The following is an 18,862-nucleotide window of genomic DNA, read 5'->3' on the forward strand; positions in this document are numbered from 1 at the left end:
GCCTCGGCGTTCAGCACAGCGCGGAGGATCGCGCGCGGCCGCGCGCCAGGTCAACCAAACAGCCCCTTCAGCTTCTCCATGAAGGTGGCCTGCTGAGGCTGCACGTTCTCGCCGAGCTCCTTCGCCAGCTGCGCGATGAGCTCCCGCTGCGGCGCGGTGAGCTGCGTCGGCACCTCGACGCTCACCTCGACGAGCTGGTCGCCGCGCCCGCCCACGACGCGGCGCGGTATGCCCTTGCCCTTGATCCGGAGCACCGCGCCGGGCTGCGTGCCCGGGGGGATGCGGAGCCGGCCCTTCCCCTCCAGCGTCGGGATCTCCAGCTCGCCGCCGAGCGCCGCGCGCGCGAACGAGATCGGCACGGAGCACACAACGTCGTCGCCGACGCGGCGGAAGAGCTCGTGCGGCGAGACGCGGATGGTGAGCTCCAGATCGCCCGGCCCCCGGTCGGAGCGGACGGCGTTGCCGCCGCGCTCCACGAGCCGCGTCGCGCCGTTCTCCACGCCCGGAGGGATCGTCACCTCGATGGTCTTCTGCTTCGCCGCGAGGCCGGCGCCGCGGCACGTCCTGCACGGGTCGGTCACGATCCGCCCCGTGCCGCGGCACCGCCCGCAGGGGCGCTCGATCGCGATGGGGAACATCCCCTGCTGCATCCGGACGCGGCCGCGGCCCGAGCACGCCGAGCAGCGCTCGGTCGACGCGCCCGGCGCGGAGCCCGAGCCGGCGCAGTCGCCGCACGGCTCGACGCGATCGTAGGTGATCTCCTTCGCGCAGCCGAACGCCGCCTCCTCGAAGGTGATCCGCACCTCCTTCTGCAGCGTCCCGCGGTCGCCGACCCGGATGCCCAGGGCGCCGAGGAGATCGCCGAAGATGGCGTCCAGGTTGAGGTCCTGCATGTCGAAGGGCACGCCCGGGACCCCCGAGCCGGCGGAGGCGCCGACGGCGGCGGGCCCGAACCGATCGAACGCCGCGCGCTTCTGCGGATCGCTCAGGATCTGGTAGGCCGCGTTCAGCTCCTTGAAGCGGACGTGCGCGCCCTGATCCCCCGGGTTCTTGTCGGGATGGTGCTGGCCGGCGAGCCGCCGGAAGGCGCTCTTGATTTCATCCTGCGTCGAGGAACGCTCGACGCCCAATACTTCGTACGGATCCCGCACGACGTGCGAAATAGCATCGATCGCCCTCCCGGGACAGCGGCTACCGGGCCGCCTAATCCGCTGATTTCCCTTCAGGCCCGGCGAGTTCGCGCTTCATCACCTTGCCCGTCGGGTTGCGCGGCAGCGCGCCGACGAAGACGACCTCGCGCGGGACCTTCGGGCCCGCGAGCCGCGCGCGGCAGTGCGCCCTGATGTCGCCCTCGCTCGCGGCCGCGCCGGGGCGCAGGGCGACGACCGCGCGCACGCGCTCCCCGAAGTCGCGATCCGGGACGCCCACCACGGCCGCCTCGGCGACCGCCGGGTGCTCGTGGAGGACCGACTCCACCTCGGCGGGGTACACGTTCTCGCCCCCCGAGATGATGAGCTCCCGCTTGCGGCCCTCGAGGTGGTAGCAGCCGCGCGCGTCGCGGCGGGCGAGGTCGCCGACAGAGAAGTGGCCGTCGCGCGTCGACTCGCGCGTGGCGCCGGGATCCCCGTGGTAGCCGGAGACCAGCAAGGAGCTCCTCACGTAAAGCTCGCCCACCTCGCCGTCCCGGCACGGCGTCCCGTCCTCGCGCAGGAGCAGCAGCTCGCTGCCGGCGACGGGGCGCCCGATGGTGCCCGGCGAGGCGCGCAGATCCTCGGGGCCCGCGATCGTCACGATGCCCGTCTCGGTCGCGCCGTAGAAGTTGAAGAGCCTGTCGCCGAACGCCGCCATCACCTCCGCCGCGAGCGTCGGCGAGAGCGGCGCGCCCCCCACGAAGATCGCGGTGAGCGACGACGTGTCGTAGGCGCGGAGCCGCGCCTCGCCGAGCTCGAGGACGCGGTGGAGCATCGTCGGGACGACCGCGGTGGTGGTCACGCGGTACCGCTGGATCGCCTCGAGGAAGAGCTCGGGCTGGAACTCCGGGAGGATCACGATCGTGGCGCCGACGATGAGCGACAGGTTGACGAAGCCGAGCGCCGTGAGGTGGTAGAGCGGGCACACGGCGAGGTGCACGTCCCCCGCGCGCATCGGGGTCGCGCCGATGGCCCCGAGCGCCGGCAGGACGATGCCGCCGCCGAAGCCGCGCACCGCGCCCTTCGGCTTGCCGGTGGTGCCGGACGTGTACATCACCACCGCGGCGCGCTCGCTCCGATCCGGCGAGGCGCCCCGCTCGGCGGCGAGATCGTCGAACGCGGCGAGGACGTCGTCGAGGTGCGAGAAGCCCGGGACGCGCTCGCCGATCGCGATCATCTCCTCGGGCGGGATCCCCTCGAGCCGCGGCGCGGCCTCGCGGATCACGCCGGCGATGTCCGAGTCGAACAGGAGCAGGCGTGCCCCGGCGTGGCCGGCGAGGTAGGCGAGCTCCGCGGGGGTCGATCGCCACGAGGCCGTCACCACGGACGCGCCGACGCGGGCCAGCGCGACCTGGCACATCAGGAACTCGGGGCGGTTCTTGAGCGCGAGCAGCGCGGTGACGCCCGGGCCGACGCCGCGCCGGTCGAGCGCGTAGCCCAGCCGATCGATGGCCTCGTTCAGCGCGAAGAACGAGTAGACCCGATCCTCGGCCGGCGGCCCCGCGCCTCGCTCCTCCGCGCGGGACGCCAGGCTTGCGAGGCTCCGCGGCTCGATCACGGCGATCCGGTGCGGGCTGTTCTCGGCGTGGAAGCGGAACAGGAGCGACGGGTTCGCCTTGCCCCTCGCGAGCTCGCGCGCGAGCACCCTGAGCCCCGGCCAACGCAGCGCGGCGAGGAGCCCTGCCTGCGTCACCGCCCGGCCGGCGGCGAGCGTCGCCTCGATCGTGTTTCGCCCGGCCGCCAGCGCGGCCCTGACCCCACCGAGTTCCATGACCGGCGACTTTACTCTGGCCCGCATGCGCCGTGGTAGGGTGGGTCCCGTGACGGATGCTGACCGCCGCTCAGCCCAGCGCGCCGCGATCGAGCTGAGCGTAGAGTACAAACGGCTCAACACGTTCTTCGCCGACTACACGCGCAACATCTCGAAAGGCGGGACGTTCATCCGGACGGATCGCCCGCTCGCGATCGGCACCGAGTTCGTGTTCGCCCTCTCGATCCGGAACCTGGCCGAGCCGCTCCGCCTTCGCGGGCGGGTGAAGTGGATCGTCACGTCCGCCGAGGCGACAGAGTCGGCTCCGGCGGGGATGGGGATCGAGTTCCAGTACGCGAGCGACGCGGAGCGCGGCGCCACCGAGGCGGTGGTCGAGCAGCTGATGATGAGCGAGCTCGGCGAGACGCTCGCCTCCAAGCTGCTCGGCCGCAAGCTCGGCGACGGCTCGCGGTAGCGCCGGAGACGGAGCGGCCCCCGAGGGGATGCGCTCACGCTTCCCCCGTGTACACTGGCTCGCAATGTCGCTGCCGCCCCTGTTCCCTCGGCGCCGTCTCGCTCGGGGTCTCGCCGCGCTCGCCCTCGCGCTCTCTCCCGTCGCCTGCGCGGCCTCTGGCTCGCCGGGGGCGAAGGGGCCGCCAGGCGCCGAGGGCCGCGTCGCTGCCGTCGAGGTCCGCGACGCCGATTTCTCCGCCAGCCTGTACACGATCGTGCGCGACGGCAAGCAGAGCCCGCAGCGCACCGGCCTGCTCATCGGCGTGGTCCGCAGGCAGCTCGCGCACGCCGCGGGGCGCTTCAACGCGGGGCAGCCCGACCGGGCCGTCGACAGCGTCCTCGGCGCGCTCTCCCTCGTCCGTCCCGGCGAGGGGCGCGCCGAGATGATCGACGCCGTGGGCGAGCGCGCCGTCGCCGGCGCGATCGAGCGGCTGAGCCCGCGCGGCGACGAGGGGCGGGTGCGGGCCCTCATGGAGCTCCGCTCCGCCGCGCTGCCGAGCGGGAGCCGGGCCCGCGCCGAGAGCGACGAGCACCTCGCCGCGCTCGAGCAATGGATGAAGGAGACGCGCACCGGCGGGCCGCTCGAGCAGCTCGGCGCGGATCAGCGCGCGGCCGTCTCGCGCGCCCTCGTCGACGGCCGCGCGGAGTCCATCCAGCGCGCGGCCGCCGCCACCGTGGCGTGGATCGATCGAGCGATCGAGTTCAACATCGAGTACCGGCAAGGCGGCGCGAGGCCGGAGCGCGAGGAGGCGGTCGAGGCGGCGCGCGCGCTGGAGTCGGGCGGCGCGAGCCTGGCGGCGCTGTTCCTCCGCTTCGGGGACGCGAAGGGCGCGATCGACCAGATCGACCGCACGAGCGTGCGCCGGGTGATCCCGCCGGGCCTCTACCAGCGGCTCAAGGCCGCCGCCACCGACGACGACGCGGTCTCGTGGCAGGCGCTCGCCGCCGCCTTCGCGCAGCACGAGGCGCAGGAGCGCGACGCGGAGACCGGGATGCGGCAGGATCTGCTCGACGGGGCGATCTGGGGCGCGGCCCTCGAGGCCTACCGGCGCGACCCGCTGAACTACGACAGCGCCACGCTCCTCTCCCAGGTGATGATCCGCCTCGGCATGTCCGAGGCGACGCCGCTCGTGATCGCCGGCGCGCTCGGCGATCGGCCGAGCCCCGGCGCGCTCGGGGCCGCGCTCGGGCTCGTGCTGAGCGCGCTCTCGGAGGAGGCGTCGAACGACGATTTCGAGGCGGCCCGGCGCACCTACAACGCGGCGGGGCCGCTGCTCGTGCTCGCCGATCGGGCGGCGCGCGGCGGCGGCGCGCTCGATCCGTCGGGCGCGCGCGTCCGCTCCCTCATGGCGTCGGTCGAGCTGCGCGCTGGCAACCTCGTGGCCGCGCTGCCGCTGCTCCGCGCGGCGACGGCGGCCGAGCCGACGGTCAACGGGCTCACGCTGCTCGCGATGGCCGAGCGGCAGTCCGGCGAGCCCCAGGCCGCGCTCGAGGACGTGCGGCGGGCGCTGGGCGCGCCGGACGCGCGCAGCGCGCCGCTCGAGATCATCCAGGCGCACCTGCTCGCGTTCGAGCTCCACCGCGACGCTGGCACGCAGGACCGGGCGAAGGAGTCGCTCGACGCGGCGCTCGCCGCCGCGCTCGACACCCGGCAGCGCGCCCGGGATCCCGGCGCGAAGGCGCGGACGGAGCGGCTGCTCGGGCGCATCCTCGACGGCTATGGCGACGAGAAGGGCGCGACCCGGGCGTACGACCGGGCGTTCGCCCTGGTCGCGGCCGAGCCGCCGCAGCTCGGCGCCACGATGCTCGACGCCGTGGGGCGTGCGCTCGTGGAGCGCGATCTCCCCGCCGCGCGGCGCGCGCTGAAGCGCGGCCTCGAGGCGAACGTGGACGAGGAGGATCTCGTCTACGGCGGGCTCTGGGTCCTGCTGCTGGAGCGCGCCCTCGGCGTCGCGACCGACGGCACCGCGGGCCGCGCGCTGGACAGCGCGACGAGCCGCGCGTCCTGGACGGGGAAGCTCGCGGCCTGGGCGAACGGTGGGCTCAACGACGCGGATCTCGGCAGGCTCGCCCGGAGCGCGGCGCAGCGGGTGGAGGCGCAATTTTACACGGCGATGGCCAGGAAGGCGGCGGGGGATGCCGGCGCGGACGAGCGTCTCCGCGCGGTGTCGAAGAGCCCCGTGATCGACCTGCTCGAGGTGCACCTCGCGCGCGAGATGCTTGCGCCCGTGCTGCACCTCGATCTGCCCCGCAACGCGGGCCTTCCGTAGACCGCGCCAGCGATCCCGCGCGGGATGGCCGGCGCCGGATGTGTGATGGGGTCTCCGCTGGTCAGGTGGCGAGTTGGTCGGATGACCAGCGCGGAGCGCGCGACGCGGAGCGCTACTGGCGCGCGGAGCGCGCGACGCTGCGCGCCAACAGCGCGTGGAAGGAATAAAGGGCTTCCACGCGTGCGCCTTGTCGTTCGATCATCGATGAATGTCCGATGACCGGAACGATCCGCTCGAGAAGCTCACCGCCGCTCACCGGAGCCTGGAAGAGAACCTGAACGATCTCGCGCGCGCCGCGCGGGCGCTCAGCGAGCCGCGCGGGCGCGCCGCCGCGCTCGAGGGTCTCTCCAGCGTGGTGTCCTACTTCGAGCGGTCGATGAGCCGGCATCGCGAGGACGAGGAGCGCTCGCTGTACCCGCGGCTCGCGGTGCTCGAGGCGATCGCGCCGACCCTCGAGCGTCTCCGGCAGGAGCACAAGGCGCAACAGCGCGCGATCGACGCGCTGCGCGCCGCGATCGACAGAGACGGCGGCCCCGAGGCCGTGGAGACGATCCCTCAGCTCATCGAGGACCTGCGCGTCGCGCACCATCGCCACGTCGAGTGCGAGGAGCAGGAGGTATTTCCGGCCGCTCGCCGGTTCCTACAGGCCTCGGCCAAGCAGGGGATCTGGAACGAGATGGAGACGCGCCGAGGGCGCGGCGGGCAAGGCAACCCTGCCAAGGGCATCAGCGGGCGACCCTACCGCCCGGGCGGGATGCGCAGGGGCCCGTAGCACCCGCCCCGGGGGATGCGTCGCGGCCGCGATCGCTCGGCGCGGTCGACTGGAGACCGTTCCTAGAACTGCTCCTCGCGCGCGCGCTCGAGCGCGGCGCGCAGGTAGTTCTGCGCTCGAAGCGTGTGCGCCCCGTCGGGGTGCTGGTCCAGGTGGCTGCGGAACGCCTCCGCCGATTGCATGAAGCTCCCCAGCCGATAGAGGGTGACGCCGCGGGCGAGGTGCCTGGGATAGGAGGGGTCGAGCGCGGCGATCTCGTCGATCTTCTTCAGGCGATACTGCTCCTCGGCGCGCCGCGCCTCCGCTGCGCGGATCGCCGCCGCGGGCGCGCGCGGCCCCGAGCCGCCCGCCTGCTCAAGACGCGCCGCGGTCTCCTCGTCGGGAGGAGCAGGAAGGGCCTGCGCGCTCCTCGCGGCGACGGTCGGGTGCGCGAGCAAGAACTTGAACAGCGCGCGCTCCTCGTCGAGCGCCGGGGCGAACGGATCTCGCTGGACGCCGACGATGGCGCTCCAGCGCTTCTTGAAGAGCACGCCGAGCACGACGCCATCCATGGCGACGCGGCGGGCCCCCTCCCCGCCGCCGCGCTGCGCCTCCCCCTGCTCCAGCCAGGCGTTTCGGCGGAGCAGCCCGACGAAGTCGCCGCCGAGCTCGCGCAGCTCGTCGGACTCCTCGCCTGTCGCCTCGAAGCGGCGCACCTCGCGCACGAACGCTCTCAGCTGGTAGGCGCGCAGCCGGAGCACCGCCTCGTCCCCCTGAGCGAGGGCGGGACCCACGGCGCCGGTCACGCGCGCGCGCGCGGCCAGGAGCTCGGCCTCGGTATGATCCGCGTCGGCGTCCACGAGCCCGAACGCGCGGACGGCGGAGCCGAGCTCGCGCACCTCGGTGTCGAGCCCGAGCTCCTCGGCCTCGCGAGCGCGGGTGATGTCCGCGTCTCGCACGCGCGCGAGGGCTCGCGCGTCCGCGAGCGGCAGCGGCAGCTCGGCCGGCTCGACCGACCGCGGCACGGCGAGGACCGCGGCCGAGCCCGCGATGAACACGGCCACGAGCCCTGGCTCCCAGCCCTCGAGGTGCCGCTTCCAGCCGCGGCGCGCCCCCGCGTCGGCCCTCGTGGACGACGCGACCGCGGGGGTGCTGCTGCTGCCGCTTTTGCTCGAGCGACTCGAGCGACTCGAAGAAGAACTCGAGTGCGGCTCCCGGCGCTTGACAGCGACGCTCTCGGCTCGCGACATTGATCGTCTCCTCTGCGCTCCAGAATACCCCACGCGGCGCGCCTCAGCGCCGCGCAGCTAGCCAGCGAGGAACGTGCGAGATCACCGGAAGCACCCGCGCAAGCAAATCGAGCTCTCGATCGCGTTCCGGATCGGTGACGGCCCGCGCGTCGACGCGATATGCCGCGACCTAAGCCTCGGCGGGATGTTCATCGAGACGAGCTCGCCGGCTCCCTTCGGCGCGACCGTCGAGGTGCTGCTGTCCCTGCAAGGACTGAAGCAGGCCGCCGTGATCCCGTCGGTTGTACGATGGACCACCCCCGAGGGGATGGGAGTGCAGTTCGGCGTGATGGGCGCGCGAGAAACCTACGCGCTCACCCAGCTCCTAGGCTCGCTCTAGAGCGGCAGTCTAGAGCGGCGGCCACCCGCACAGGAGACGGGTCCATCTCGACGTTTTCGGCGCGCAGGCGCACTCGAGCACCGAAAACGTCGAGATGGGCCCGTCTCCGAAGCGGGTGGCCGCCGCTCAGTCGTCGATGGTCAGGGGGATGTCGAGCTGCCTCGATCCTCCCGCGAAGCGACCTCGGTAGAGGCCCTCGGCGCAGGACTGCAGCGCCGGGCGGAGCGGCGGGTTGAAGCGCAGGGCGGCGACGCTGCCGTCGGGGCGCACGGAGACGTGCAGCGTCGAGACGATCGAGCGGCGGACCGAGGACCTGCTGCCCGCGCTCTCCCGCGCAAAGCAGCTCGAGAGCAGCGACTGCACGGAGGCCGGCGTGAGCGCCGGCGGGCTAGGTGCTTCCTGCGCCTCCGGGACCGGCGGCGCGAGGGCAGGCTGGGGCTCGGTCGTCAGCGGCGACAGCGGCGCATTCGGCTCGGCGACCGACGGGGCGGCGGGCTCCTCCGCGCGAGCCACGACCGCCGGGGCCAGAGCGGCTCCGCCCGGCGGACGCGCGCCGATGGCCGGCTGGGGCGGAGCAGGCGCAGGCGCAGGCTCCGGCGGCGCGACCTCGGCGGCGCCGCCCTGCGGCGCGGGGCGATCGAGGAGGCGCGCCTCGCGGCCGCCGTCGAGCGAGAAGGTGCCGCGCGACGGGCCGACGAGGAGGTGCGCGGTGGTGGCGCCGCGGTACGCCGCGGGGCCGACCGCGACGGTGCCGTGCTCCACGTCGACCTCCACGCGGCCCTCCAGCCGGGTCACGGTGAAGAGCGTGCCGTGCACCGCGACGCGGGTGCCGTCCACCTCGACGGCGAACGCCTCGACGAGCCCCTCCTCGGGCGCGCGCGTGACGACGTCGGCGCGCACCGAGCCCCGCTCGAGCGAGATCACGTGGCCGACCCCCGCCGCGCCCACCGCGCGCACGACGGCGCGGCTGTCCGGCAGGAGCGTCCAGCGCACCGAGCCGACGTCGACGAAGGAGACCGCGTGGTCAGCGGTCTCGATCGAGTCGCCAGGCCGGAGGGCGCGGAAGTCCAGGTCGCCGGACGCCCGGTCGCCGCCGGCTGCCGCGGGGACCTCGGCGAGATCGCGGGCGCGCGGCGGCGTCGACGTCGCCGTGACGGGCGGCGCGGAGCGCCCGGCCGCGAGGACCGCGAACGCGATGGCCGCCGCCGCCGCCGCGAACCCGAGCGCGCGCCCGAGCGGCGATCGCTGCGGCGGCGCGGCGCGGTGGACAGGAGCGGCCCGCTCGATCCGCGCGAACAGCTCGCGCTCGATGGTCTCCCAGCGCGGCTCGGGCGGCTCCTCGGCACGGAGCAACCGCTCCATGTGCTCGCGTGCCCGGTCGTAGTGCTTTGCGCCGCTCATGCGTCCTCCGCGTCGACAGCCGATGGATCCGCCGCGGGATATCCCACGGCGGCGCCCCCCACGGAAACGCGCGCGCGCGCCGCTGCCGGACCGGCGCCGTCCGGCTTGTCCGCGCCGCCCTCGGCCAGCTCGGCGGCGAGCTGGGCGAGCGCGGGCTCGGCGCGCATCATCGCCTCGATCTCGCGGCGCGCATAGAACAGGCGCGTCCGCACCGTCAGGACCGGCGCGCCGACGATCTCGGCGATCTCGGTCGGCGGGATCCCCTCGAGCTCGTGCAGGACGTAGACGACCCGCTTCTTCTCGGGCAGGCGCTCCAGCACCCGCCGAAAGGCGTCGATCCTGCGAGCGCGAGCGGCGTCCTCGTCCGGGAGCATGCCGCGGTCCACCTCGATATCGACGCCGAGCTCGCCCACGAACACCGGCCGGCAGCGGGCAGCGCGCCGCGCCATCAGCACGGCATTGACCGTCACCCGGTGGAGCCACGTCGTGAACTTCGATTGCCCCCGGAAGTCGCCCAGGCTCCGGTGCACCTGGATGAACACCTCCTGGATGACGTCCTCGACGTCGGCGGTCGGCCCGAGCATCCTGAAGACGAGCCGCGCGACGTCGCGGCGGTAGCGGCGGAAGATCTCTGCGAACGCCGTCGGGTCACCGCTCTGGAAGCGGCGTATCCACTCGCCCCCGTCGTCGGGCTCGGTCACCTGCGGAAGCCTACCCGCCCCCTCGGCGCTCATGGAGCTCGACGGAGAGACGACGAGCGCCGGACGACGAGCGCGGTCACCGCCCGCAAACGCGACGTCGAGCGCCGCGTGGGCGTCTCTGGCAGCGCACTCGGGCAGGTCGTCGCCACGGCCGTCCGGCGCAGCCGTGTCACCAGGGAAGAACGACCGCGAGAGGTGCACCCACAGCGCCCCCGTCTCGACCGCCACGGTATGCACGGAGGGCTCTGATGCGCCGAGCCGCCGGATCATTCATGGCGCCGCACGGTCGCTCCCCCACGGGCGGCGGTTACGCCGAACGCAGAAAAGTTGTTCCTTGAGCCACATTGGCGCGACCTTCCGGCGCATGATCTTCATCGCCGTATCGCTGACCGTGGCCCTCGTCGCCGCCGACCTGCTCGATCTCGGCTCCCGCCGCCGCGATCGCGTGTAGCGAGCGCCTTCAGCCCCTGACAAAAAAGGCCCGGCTGGAGCCCGCGCCGGCCTCAGGCCAACGAGCGCTCCAGCCGGGTGAGTCCGAAAGATCGCGGCGCCGTCCGGGTCGTCCCCGTCGGCTTCAGCCCGCGGCCTCGGCCCCCGCCGCGCCGCCCTTCTTCGGCAGGTCGAAGAGCGCCGACAGCTCGACCTTCTCCTGCTTCTTCTGCTCGAGGAGCCGGTTGACCGCGCGAAGCACGCGCGTCTTCGCGGGGCCGCTGATCGGCTTGCCCTGCAGCGCGGCGCTCAGCGTGCGGTCGGTCACGGGACGACCGCTGCGCGGCTTCTTGGTCCCGGCTGCCTCCTTCTTCTTGGCGGCGTCCTCGCTGCCACGCGCCAGCCGCTTGGTCAGGCGGATCGCCCGATCCTCCGGCTGCAGCCGCTCGATCTTCACCGACGCCGCGATGATGCGGCGGGGGTCGATCTTCTTTTCCTTCAAGAAATCTTCGATCTTGGTACCCATCGTCGTCACTTGCCCCGAAAGGGCGGCGACCCTATCACGCGCGGCGCCGCCGTGCATCTGCGACGTTTACGCTGCGACGTTTACCCTTTGCGCGGCCCTGGGGTAGCTTGTCGCGGTGACCCTCCTGCCTGAGCTCGACGAAGCCGCGCGCGTCATTCGTGAACGAATTCCAGTGCCTCCGCGCGTCGGTGTGGTGCTGGGATCAGGGCTCGGCGGCTGGGGCGACGAGCTCGCCGAGCTCGTGAAGGTGCCCTACGCGGACATCCCCGGCATGCCCCGGCCGGCCGTCGCCGGGCACCCCGGCTTCCTCTGCGCCGGCCGCGTCGGGGACGTGCCGGTCGCCTGCCTGCAGGGGCGCGCGCACCTCTACGAGGGGCACCCGCTGGCGAAGGTGGTGTTCGGCGTGCGGGTGCTCGCCCGGCTCGGCTGTCGCGCCGTGCTGCTGACCAACGCGGCCGGCGGCATCAACCTGGGGTTCGCCGCCGGCGACCTGATGCTGCTCACCGATCACCTGAACCTGATGGGAGCGAACCCGCTGGTCGGGCCGAACGACGAGGCGCTCGGCAAGCGCTTCCCCGACATGACCTACGCGCACGATCCGCGGCTGATCGAGCTCGCCAGGGCGGCGGCGGACGACGCGGGCGTCGCCCTGCGCGAGGGGGTCTACGCCGCGCTGCTCGGGCCGACGTACGAGACGCCCGCCGAGATCCGCATGCTGCGCACGCTCGGGGCCGATGCGGTCGGGATGAGCACGGTCCCGGAGATCATCGCGCTCAGGCACATGGGCGTGCCGGCCGCGGCCATCTCGTGCGTCACGAACCTCGCCGCGGGGCTGACCAAGCGCGAGCTCGACCACAAGGAGGTCGAGGAGACGGCCCGGGAGGCGCGCGCCCGGTTCACGGCGCTGCTCTCGGCGTGGGTCCGCCGCGTAGGCGCCGACGTCGCGGCCGGGAGCTCGGCGTCGTGAGCCGCGCTCCGCACGACGCCCGCCACGACGCCGGCGACGCGCCCGCCTCCACCGAGGCGGCGCAGGCGATCGACTGGGACGCGCTCGACCGGGCCGCCCTCGCCGTCCGGACGAGGGCGCACGCGCCGTACTCCAGTTACCGGGTGGGCGCGGCGATCGTCGTGCGATCCGGCCGCGTGTTCACCGGCTGCAACGTCGAGAACGCCTCGTACGGGCTCACCATCTGCGCGGAGCGCTCCGCCATCGTGCAGATGGTCGCGGCCGGCGAGCGCGATCCGATCGCGCTCACCGTCGCCACCAGCGGGCCCGTGCTCGGGAGTCCGTGCGGCATGTGCCGGCAGACCCTCGCGGAGTTCGCCGTGGATCTCCCGATCCGCCTCATCGCCGCCGAGGCCGACGGCGTCGCGCCGCGGACCACCTCGCTGTCGGCGTTGCTCCCCGAGGCGTTCGGGGCGGCCGCGCTCTCGCGCTGATCGCCCCGAGCGCCCTCCAGGGAGCGCCGAGGGCTCACTCGATCGAGAGCGCCTCGGCTTGATCGATCTGCGACAGCGCCGCGGCGAGCGCCTCCCGCGCGCGCTCGAGCGAGACGCGGTCCTCGCCCCACTTCGAGCGTGCCTTCTGCAGGCGGGCGCGCTCGACGGCGAGATGCTCGGTGAGCTGCTCGCCGTGCGCCCGCAGGGTGTCGCGCTCCTCGGTCCGCTGCGAGAGCTGAGCGCCGAGCTCGCTCCCGCGCCGCTCGGCCTCGGCGAGCCGGCCCTGGAGCGCCTCGATGGATTGCGCCCGCTCGGCGAGCTCGCCCAGCAAGCGCTCGCGCTCCGCGGCGGCCGCGGAGAGCTCGCCCGCGCGCTGCTCCAGCTGCTGATCGAGCTCCTGCGTCCGGGCCTCGAGGTTCGCGATCTGGCTGCGCGCCTGCCCGAGCTCGGTGGAGAGGCCGCGGGCGACCTCGTCCAGCTCGCGCCGCTGCGCCGCCCAGGCGGCCTCCCGCTCGGCGGTCTCGGCCTGGTGCGCCGCGCGCGTGTCGGCGAGCGTCTGCGCGTGCGCGGCCTCGAGCTGCGCCTGCCGCTCGGCGGCGCGCTCCTCGAGCTCGGCCACCCGCTTCGCGTGGGCCTGCTCGGCGTCGCGGACGGCCTGCTCGCGCTCCTCGATGAACTCGCGCTCCCGCGCCGCGAGCTGCGCTGCGAAGCTCTCTCGCGCGGCCGCGAGCGCCCGCGCGTGCTCCTCCGTTTGCTGAGCGACCGCCCGCGCGTGCTCCTCGGCCTGCCCCTCGAGCGCGCGCGCGTGCTCGGTCTGGAGGCGTTGCAGCGCGCTCGCGTGCTCGCGATCCCGCCGTCCGATCTCGTCCGCGTGCTCGCTCCGGAGCGCCTCGACGGCGCTCGCGTGTTCGCCCCGCAGCGACTCCAGCGCGGACGCGTGTTCGCCCCGCAGCGACTCCAGCTCGGACGCGTGTTCGCCCCGCAGCGACTCCAGCTCGGACGCGTGCCCAGCCTGCTGCTTCTCGAGCGCGGCGGCGTGCTCGGCGCGAGTCCCCTGGAGCGCGGCGGCGTGCTCCGCCTGCGCGCGCTCCAGAGCGGCGGCGTGCTCGCTGCGCGCCGTGTCCAGCGCGGCGGCGTGCTCGCTGCGCGCCGTGTCCAGCGCAGCGGCGTGCTCCCGGTCGCGCCGCTCCGTCGCGGCTTCGTGCTCGCGCCGCAGCGCCTCGACGGCGGCCTCGTGCTCGCGCCTCGCCGCGTCGAGCGCCCCGGCGTGCTCGGACCGCAGGCCCTCCATGGCAGCGGCGTGCTCGGTCTTCGCCCCCTCCGCCGCCGCCGCATGCTCGGCCCGGAGGCGGTCCAGCGCCGCGGCGTGCTCGCCGGCCAGCTTCTCGGTGGCGGCGGCGTGCTCGCCGGTCAGCTTCTCGGTGGCGGCGCGATGCTCGGCAGCCTGCTGCTCGCGCCGGGCGGCGTGCTCGGCGTTGAGCCGCTCGATCTCCGCCCGGTGCCCCGCGGCCGCCTGCTCGAAGCGCTCGCGCTCCGCCTGCGCGCTCTCCTCGAGCTCGCGCTGCGCCGAGGCCTCGACGGCGGCGATCGCTTGTGTCTTCTCGTCCGCCGCCGCGCGCAGCGCCTCGGTGTGCGCCGCCTCCGCGTCCATCAGCGCCTGCCGGGCCGCCGAGAGATCCGCGTCGCGGGCGGCGATCTGCCCCTGCAGCTTCTCCGCGCGCGCCTTGAAGTCGTCGGCGCGCTTCGCGGCGAGCTCCTTGTCCGCGCGGAGCGACGCGACCTGCCCGTCGAGGTCCTCGCTCGCGCGCTCGAGCTCCAGGATCCTGTCGACCTGATCGGCCTTCTCCCGCTCGAGCGACAGCGACTGATCCCGGAGCTCCAGCAGCTCCTTGTCCTTGCGCGACATCTGGTCGCGGAGCGCGAGGATCTCCTTGTCCTTCTTGTTCAGCGCCTCGCGCAGATCCAGGAACTCGCGGCTCGACACGCCGCCGGGCCTGGAGCCGGCGCCGCCGCCGGCCGCGAGCTTCACCTTGAGCTCGTCGAGCTCGCGCCGCAGGCGGGCCGCCTCCTGGCTGCCGTCGTTCGCCGAGGAGAGCTCGCCCTCGAGGCGAAGCGAGGTCGCGCGCGCGGCCGCGACTTCCTTGGTGAGGCGGACGATCTCGCCCTTGGATCTGTCCAGCTCGCCACGCAGGCGCTCGATCTCGGCCGGGTCGGCGTCGGAGCGGGGCGGCGCGGGCGGCGCAGGGGTCAGCCGCCCGCGCTCGGAGATCGGCGCCCGGTACGCGGCTCCGCGCTCGGAGATCGGAGCCCGGTACGCGGCCCCGCGCTCGGAGACCGGCGCCCGGTACGCGGCCACCGGCGACGAGCTCACGGGCGGCGGCGCCGAGGCTGGTACGGGCGTCTTCGTGGGCGCCAGCGTCCGCGTCGACGGCGCGACCGAGGGCCTGACGTCGGTCCGCTCCTCCTCCTCGTCGCGGATCAGCCGGGTGAACGCGCCGCCGATGAACTCCTCGATGTCCTCGTCCGACTTGCGGACATCGGACCGCGGCGCGGCGCCCTGCGGGGGCCTCGGCGGAGCTGACGCCCGGGCGCGCTCCTGCGCGGCGGCGACAGGGGGCGCCGACGGTATGGCGGCAGGCGGCGGCGCCGCGGACAGCGGCCTCGGCGCGGCGGACGGCGGCCTCGGCGCCGCGGACGGCGGCACCACGGACGGGGCGGCGGCGGCGGGCGGCGGGGGCGCGGCGGACGGCGGCCTCGGCACCGGCGGCGGGACCGACGGCGCAGCAGCGGGCGGGGGCGCGACGCTCGCGGGCGTACCGTTCGAGGACACGGCGGCCGTGATGATCGTGGGATCGCCCGAGTCCTCGTCGATGTCGGCCTCGAGCACCTCGGCCTCATCGATCATGATCGGATCGGCCTCCGCGTCGTCCCCGTCGATCGGGACATAGTTGCGGATGTGCTCGAGGAGCTCGCCGAACGCGATCGGCTTGTGAATGTAGTCCTCCGCGCGCGTCCTGAGCTTCCGGTGCTGCTCGAACGTCTCTTCGCTCGACTCGCTCGACATGATGACGAGCGGGACGTCCTTGAGCTGCACGTCCTTCTTGAGCTTGTTGCAGACCGAGAAGCCGTTCATGCGTGGCAGCTCGATCGACAGCAGGATGAGGTCAGGGCGCTCGGCCGCAGCCGCCTGCAGGCCGACGTTGCCGTCGTCGACCACCTGAACGGTGCAGCCGAGGCGGCCCAATTCCGTGCGGAGCTCCCCGGCAAACGCCGGATCGCTCTCAAATACGAGGACTTTCGTCATGTTCCGGGGTGTGCGCGGGTTCGGAGGGGAAACCAAGATATCGGCCCCCTTCGACGAGTGTCAAACACGAGGCTGGCGGCGTAGCTCAGGTCGCGCGGTCGCCGTCCGCCTGCCAATCCTGTCGACGGCGCGCCGAGCGGAAATCGCCCGGCCGGGCGCGATACCGCACAATCCTACATGGCCCTTGCCGGGAAGGGGGAAGACCGCGGAGGAGCCGCGCGCTCGCCGATCAGGGCGCGACGAAGTGGCCGGGCGCCTCGTCTCCGAAGCACAGGCCCATCTCACGGGCCGTGACGACCGTGTCCGAGTCGAGCGGCACCGTCTTCGTCTTGCCGGCGACCTCCTCGAGGGGGACGAGCTCGATCCGGTTCGCTCGCAGCGCCACCATCCCGCTGCCGCAGTCCTCGACGAGGCAGCGCGCCGCGGCCGCGCCGAAGCGGAGGGCGAGCAAGCGATCCGCCGTCGTGGGTCCGCCGCCTCGCTGGAGGTGGCCGAGCACCATCGAGCGCGCTTCCTTGCCGGTGCGGGCCGCGAGCTCCTTCGCCACGCGCTCGGCCACGCCCCCGAGCACGGCGGTGCGGCGGAAGGCGTCGCCCGCGTCCTTGATGATCAGCTCGCCCCCTTGCGCGTGCGCCCCCTCGGCCGCCACGACGATGGAGAAGCGCCGCCCGCGCGACTCCCGCAGGCGGATCTTCTCGGCGATCGCCTCGAACCGGAACGGGATCTCCGGCATCAGGATGGCGTCGGCTCCGCCGGCGATCCCGGCGTTGAGCGCGATCCAGCCCGCGTGCCGCCCCATCACCTCCACGACCATGATCCGCTCGTGCGCCTCGGTCGTGGTGTGGAGCCGGTCGAGCGCCTCGGTCGCGATGGAGACCGCCGTGTCGAAGCCGAACGTGAGGTCCGTGCAGCAGACGTCGTTGTCGATCGTCTTCGGTACGCCGATGACGAGGGGCAGCCCGCGCTGGAGCAGCTGGTGCGCGATCCGCATGGAGCCGTCGCCGCCCACCGAGATGAGCGCATCGAACCCCTCCGCGCGGAACCGCCGCACGAGATCCTCGGACCGATCCCGGGGCACGAGCCCGTGCTCGCCTGGCGTCGGGTAGTGGAACGGATCGCCGCGGTTCGCGGTGCCCAGGATGGTGCCCCCGAGGTGCGCGATGCCCCGGACCCGCTCGCGATCCAGGCGGATGAGCCCGTCCGGAGCGTCGTCGAGCAGCCCGCGGTACCCCTGCCGGATCCCCCAGACCTCCCAGCCACGCTCGAGCGCGCCGAGCGTGGCCGCGCGGATCACAGCGTTGAGCCCCGGCGCGTCGCCTCCGCCGGTACTGATAGCGATCTTTCGTCCCGCCATGACGCTCGCAGCATCGCGAGCCGCCCCCGGAGACGCAATAGACATCTCCTCGGCCTGGCCCCGAAAGGCACGAATGCGCGCAACGATGCGACGGTGCGACGACGGAGGACCGCGGCGAACGCGGCGCGCTGGAGGAGCCCAGGGAGCGCGGCGAGGGAGGGAGTGCCTGCGCGAAGCGGCCTTCGCACCCGGCGCGCGCGTGCGTCGTGTGGTCGGGTCCGCCGCGGGGAGGGTGTCGATCTGGAGGAGCGCAGGCATGACGGTCGCGAGCGCCGGCGACAGGGTATAGGGGGCGTGCGCATGCGATCACCCCGGCTGCGTGCCCCTGTATGAACCGCGCCACCCTGATCCGAGGCATCCAGCTCATCGTCACGCTGACGCTCGCGTCGTTCGCTTACGTCCTCTACAGCGAGATCCACGACAAGCAGGCGAGCCTCACCGCCGCGTTCGCGCACGTGCGCCCGGGCTGGCTGCTCGTCGGCGCCGTGCTGGCGCTGCAAGAGGGCGTGTTCGGAGGCCTCAGGATCTGGAGCCTCGGGCGCGTCCTCTGGCCCGAGCTCCGCCTCCGCACCGCGGTGACCTCGGAGTTCGTGCTGATGTTCTGCGCCGGGGTGACCCCCGGGCAGGCCGGCGCGGCGCCGTCGCAGGCCGCCGTGCTCGTGCACGGCGGCATGCGGCTCGTCGACGTGGCCACGGCCGAGCTCCTCACCGCCTCGTGCACGATCACCTTCTTCCTCCTGTCCGCCCTCGTCATCTTCGCGCTCCAGCAGGGCGGGATGCTGGTCGTGCAGGCGGGCCCGCAGATCGAGTGGCTGCTCATCTTCACCGTCGCGATGTTCGGCTCGGCCCTCGTCGCGCTGATCGCCGCGGCGGCGTACCCGCCCCTCCTCAAGGGGATCGTCCGCGCGCTGTCGGTGCCGCTCGGGAAGCTGCTGCGCGCCGCCCTGCTGGGCGCCCGGCGCGTGCCCCGGCTGCGAGCCCGCGCCGAGGCCGCGCTCGCCGCCCCCGGCGCCACGACCGCGCGCCTGCTGCTGAGCGTGGACGAGTTCCACCAGGGCTTCCGCATCTACATGCGCCGCGGCAAGCGCGCCTACGCCGCCGCCCTGCTGCTCACGTTCGGCTTCTTCTGCTCGCGGTTCGCCGTCGCCTACTTCATCCTGCTCGGGCTCGGCATTCCCACCTCGCCCTCGACGTTCGTCGCGGTAGGCCCGCCGATCGTGCAGGTCGTCCTGATCCAGACGCTGCTCAACTTCGCGCTCTACATGACCCCCACGCCCGGCGCGAGCGGCGTCGCCGAGCTCGGCTCGAACGCGCTCATGTCGCCCTGGGTCCACGGCGCGTTCGTGGTGCCGTACGTCATCCTCTGGCGGGTGCTCACCCTGTTCCTCTGCATGTTCGTCGGGGGGGTCTACGTCTTCCGCTACCTCGGCACCGACGTGCTCGAGGAGCGCGTGAAGCAGACGGAGGCAGAGAAGCGCGCGCTCGCGGAGGCGGCGCGCGCCGGGAGGGCGCCGCTGGATGGGGAGGACGCCGCCGACCGGCAGCGAGGCGTGGGGTGACGCGGGAACGGGGTTGGCCTGGCTGGCGCAGGCCGGCGCACGCCA

15 protein-coding genes are annotated in these 18,862 nt (G+C 73.8%); 7 read left to right on the forward strand and 8 right to left on the reverse strand.

From position 1 onward, the window contains the following. Positions 1 to 50 precede the first annotated feature (50 nt). Positions 51 to 1,151 (reverse strand): molecular chaperone DnaJ, encoded by a 1,101-nt coding sequence (gene dnaJ, locus WMF14_RS32340; RefSeq protein WP_272094783.1) that lies wholly within the window; start codon positions 1,149 to 1,151, stop codon positions 51 to 53. Positions 1,152 to 1,203: 52 nt separating this feature from the next. Then, positions 1,204 to 2,961 (reverse strand): class I adenylate-forming enzyme family protein, encoded by a 1,758-nt coding sequence (locus WMF14_RS32345; RefSeq protein WP_437792522.1) that lies wholly within the window; start codon positions 2,959 to 2,961, stop codon positions 1,204 to 1,206. 49 nt (positions 2,962 to 3,010) lie between these two features. Between WMF14_RS32345 and WMF14_RS32350 the strand changes: the two genes are divergently transcribed. The 3 genes from WMF14_RS32350 to WMF14_RS32360 all read left to right on the forward strand — a co-directional run bounded on the left by WMF14_RS32350 (position 3,011) and on the right by WMF14_RS32360 (position 6,495). After that, positions 3,011 to 3,415, forward strand: a complete 405-nt coding sequence (locus WMF14_RS32350; protein ID WP_272094785.1) for a PilZ domain-containing protein — start codon at positions 3,011 to 3,013, stop codon at positions 3,413 to 3,415. 64 nt (positions 3,416 to 3,479) lie between these two features. After that, the gene (locus tag WMF14_RS32355) at positions 3,480 to 5,723 is read left to right on the forward strand and encodes a hypothetical protein (protein WP_437792526.1); all 2,244 of its coding nucleotides are present in this window, start codon (positions 3,480 to 3,482) and stop codon (positions 5,721 to 5,723) included. Positions 5,724 to 5,931: 208 nt separating this feature from the next. Next, positions 5,932 to 6,495 (forward strand): hemerythrin domain-containing protein, encoded by a 564-nt coding sequence (locus WMF14_RS32360; protein ID WP_272094787.1) that lies wholly within the window; start codon positions 5,932 to 5,934, stop codon positions 6,493 to 6,495. 62 nt (positions 6,496 to 6,557) lie between these two features. On the opposite strand, the gene WMF14_RS32365 is transcribed toward WMF14_RS32360, so the two are convergent. Next, positions 6,558 to 7,724 (reverse strand): hypothetical protein, encoded by a 1,167-nt coding sequence (locus tag WMF14_RS32365; RefSeq protein ID WP_437792529.1) that lies wholly within the window; start codon positions 7,722 to 7,724, stop codon positions 6,558 to 6,560. Positions 7,725 to 7,797: 73 nt separating this feature from the next. Between WMF14_RS32365 and WMF14_RS32370 the strand changes: the two genes are divergently transcribed. Further along, complete coding sequence (locus WMF14_RS32370) at positions 7,798 to 8,103, forward strand: PilZ domain-containing protein (protein WP_272094789.1); 306 nt, start codon at positions 7,798 to 7,800, stop codon at positions 8,101 to 8,103. A 126-nt stretch (positions 8,104 to 8,229) separates the two neighbouring features. On the opposite strand, the gene WMF14_RS32375 is transcribed toward WMF14_RS32370, so the two are convergent. The 3 genes from WMF14_RS32375 to WMF14_RS32385 all read right to left on the reverse strand — a co-directional run bounded on the left by WMF14_RS32375 (position 8,230) and on the right by WMF14_RS32385 (position 11,160). Next, a complete protein-coding gene (locus WMF14_RS32375; protein WP_437792533.1) occupies positions 8,230 to 9,504 on the reverse strand; it encodes a FecR domain-containing protein in 1,275 nt (424 codons plus the stop codon). Continuing rightward, a complete protein-coding gene (locus WMF14_RS32380; protein WP_272094791.1) occupies positions 9,501 to 10,442 on the reverse strand; it encodes an RNA polymerase sigma factor in 942 nt (313 codons plus the stop codon). Before WMF14_RS32380 ends, WMF14_RS32375 begins: the two co-directional genes overlap by 4 nt. A gap of 337 nt (positions 10,443 to 10,779) precedes the next feature. Further along, positions 10,780 to 11,160 (reverse strand): hypothetical protein, encoded by a 381-nt coding sequence (locus WMF14_RS32385; protein ID WP_272094792.1) that lies wholly within the window; start codon positions 11,158 to 11,160, stop codon positions 10,780 to 10,782. 115 nt (positions 11,161 to 11,275) lie between these two features. Here WMF14_RS32385 and WMF14_RS32390 point away from each other — a divergent pair, with 115 nt between their 5' ends. Together WMF14_RS32390 and WMF14_RS32395 are read left to right on the forward strand one after the other, a co-directional pair. Then, positions 11,276 to 12,127: a purine-nucleoside phosphorylase gene (locus tag WMF14_RS32390; protein ID WP_437323864.1), complete on the forward strand. Its 852-nt coding sequence runs from the start codon at positions 11,276 to 11,278 to the stop codon at positions 12,125 to 12,127. Next, the gene (locus tag WMF14_RS32395) at positions 12,124 to 12,600 is read left to right on the forward strand and encodes a cytidine deaminase (RefSeq protein ID WP_437792536.1); all 477 of its coding nucleotides are present in this window, start codon (positions 12,124 to 12,126) and stop codon (positions 12,598 to 12,600) included. The genes WMF14_RS32390 and WMF14_RS32395 overlap by 4 nt, the downstream gene beginning before the upstream one ends. 34 nt (positions 12,601 to 12,634) lie before the next feature. On the opposite strand, the gene WMF14_RS32400 is transcribed toward WMF14_RS32395, so the two are convergent. Both WMF14_RS32400 and WMF14_RS32405 read right to left on the reverse strand, forming a co-directional pair. Continuing rightward, positions 12,635 to 15,904 (reverse strand): response regulator, encoded by a 3,270-nt coding sequence (locus tag WMF14_RS32400; RefSeq protein WP_437792538.1) that lies wholly within the window; start codon positions 15,902 to 15,904, stop codon positions 12,635 to 12,637. A gap of 229 nt (positions 15,905 to 16,133) precedes the next feature. After that, a complete protein-coding gene (locus tag WMF14_RS32405) occupies positions 16,134 to 17,258 on the reverse strand; it encodes a 6-phosphofructokinase (RefSeq protein ID WP_272094796.1) in 1,125 nt (374 codons plus the stop codon). A gap of 329 nt (positions 17,259 to 17,587) precedes the next feature. Here WMF14_RS32405 and WMF14_RS32410 point away from each other — a divergent pair, with 329 nt between their 5' ends. Next, positions 17,588 to 18,817: a lysylphosphatidylglycerol synthase transmembrane domain-containing protein gene (locus WMF14_RS32410; RefSeq protein ID WP_437792540.1), complete on the forward strand. Its 1,230-nt coding sequence runs from the start codon at positions 17,588 to 17,590 to the stop codon at positions 18,815 to 18,817. Positions 18,818 to 18,862 lie beyond the last annotated feature (45 nt).

Source organism: Sorangium sp. So ce693, from assembly GCF_051521375.1.
GTDB lineage: Bacteria > Myxococcota_A > Polyangia > Polyangiales > Polyangiaceae > Sorangium > Sorangium atrum.

What these genes read in the sequence shown, in the direction of transcription:
- WMF14_RS32345 (WP_437792522.1), bottom strand. Translation starts at nt 2,961, where the DNA reads ATGGAACTCGGTGGGGTCAGGGCCGCGCTGGCGGCCGGGCGAAACACG.
- WMF14_RS32355 (WP_437792526.1), top strand. Translation starts at nt 3,480, where the DNA reads ATGTCGCTGCCGCCCCTGTTCCCTCGGCGCCGTCTCGCTCGGGGTCTC.
- WMF14_RS32360 (WP_272094787.1), top strand. Translation starts at nt 5,932, where the DNA reads ATGTCCGATGACCGGAACGATCCGCTCGAGAAGCTCACCGCCGCTCAC.
- WMF14_RS32365 (WP_437792529.1), bottom strand. Translation starts at nt 7,724, where the DNA reads ATGTCGCGAGCCGAGAGCGTCGCTGTCAAGCGCCGGGAGCCGCACTCG.
- WMF14_RS32375 (WP_437792533.1), bottom strand. Translation starts at nt 9,504, where the DNA reads ATGAGCGGCGCAAAGCACTACGACCGGGCACGCGAGCACATGGAGCGG.
- WMF14_RS32385 (WP_272094792.1), bottom strand. Translation starts at nt 11,160, where the DNA reads ATGGGTACCAAGATCGAAGATTTCTTGAAGGAAAAGAAGATCGACCCC.
- WMF14_RS32400 (WP_437792538.1), bottom strand. Translation starts at nt 15,904, where the DNA reads ATGACGAAAGTCCTCGTATTTGAGAGCGATCCGGCGTTTGCCGGGGAG.
- WMF14_RS32405 (WP_272094796.1), bottom strand. Translation starts at nt 17,258, where the DNA reads ATGGCGGGACGAAAGATCGCTATCAGTACCGGCGGAGGCGACGCGCCG.
- WMF14_RS32410 (WP_437792540.1), top strand. Translation starts at nt 17,588, where the DNA reads ATGAACCGCGCCACCCTGATCCGAGGCATCCAGCTCATCGTCACGCTG.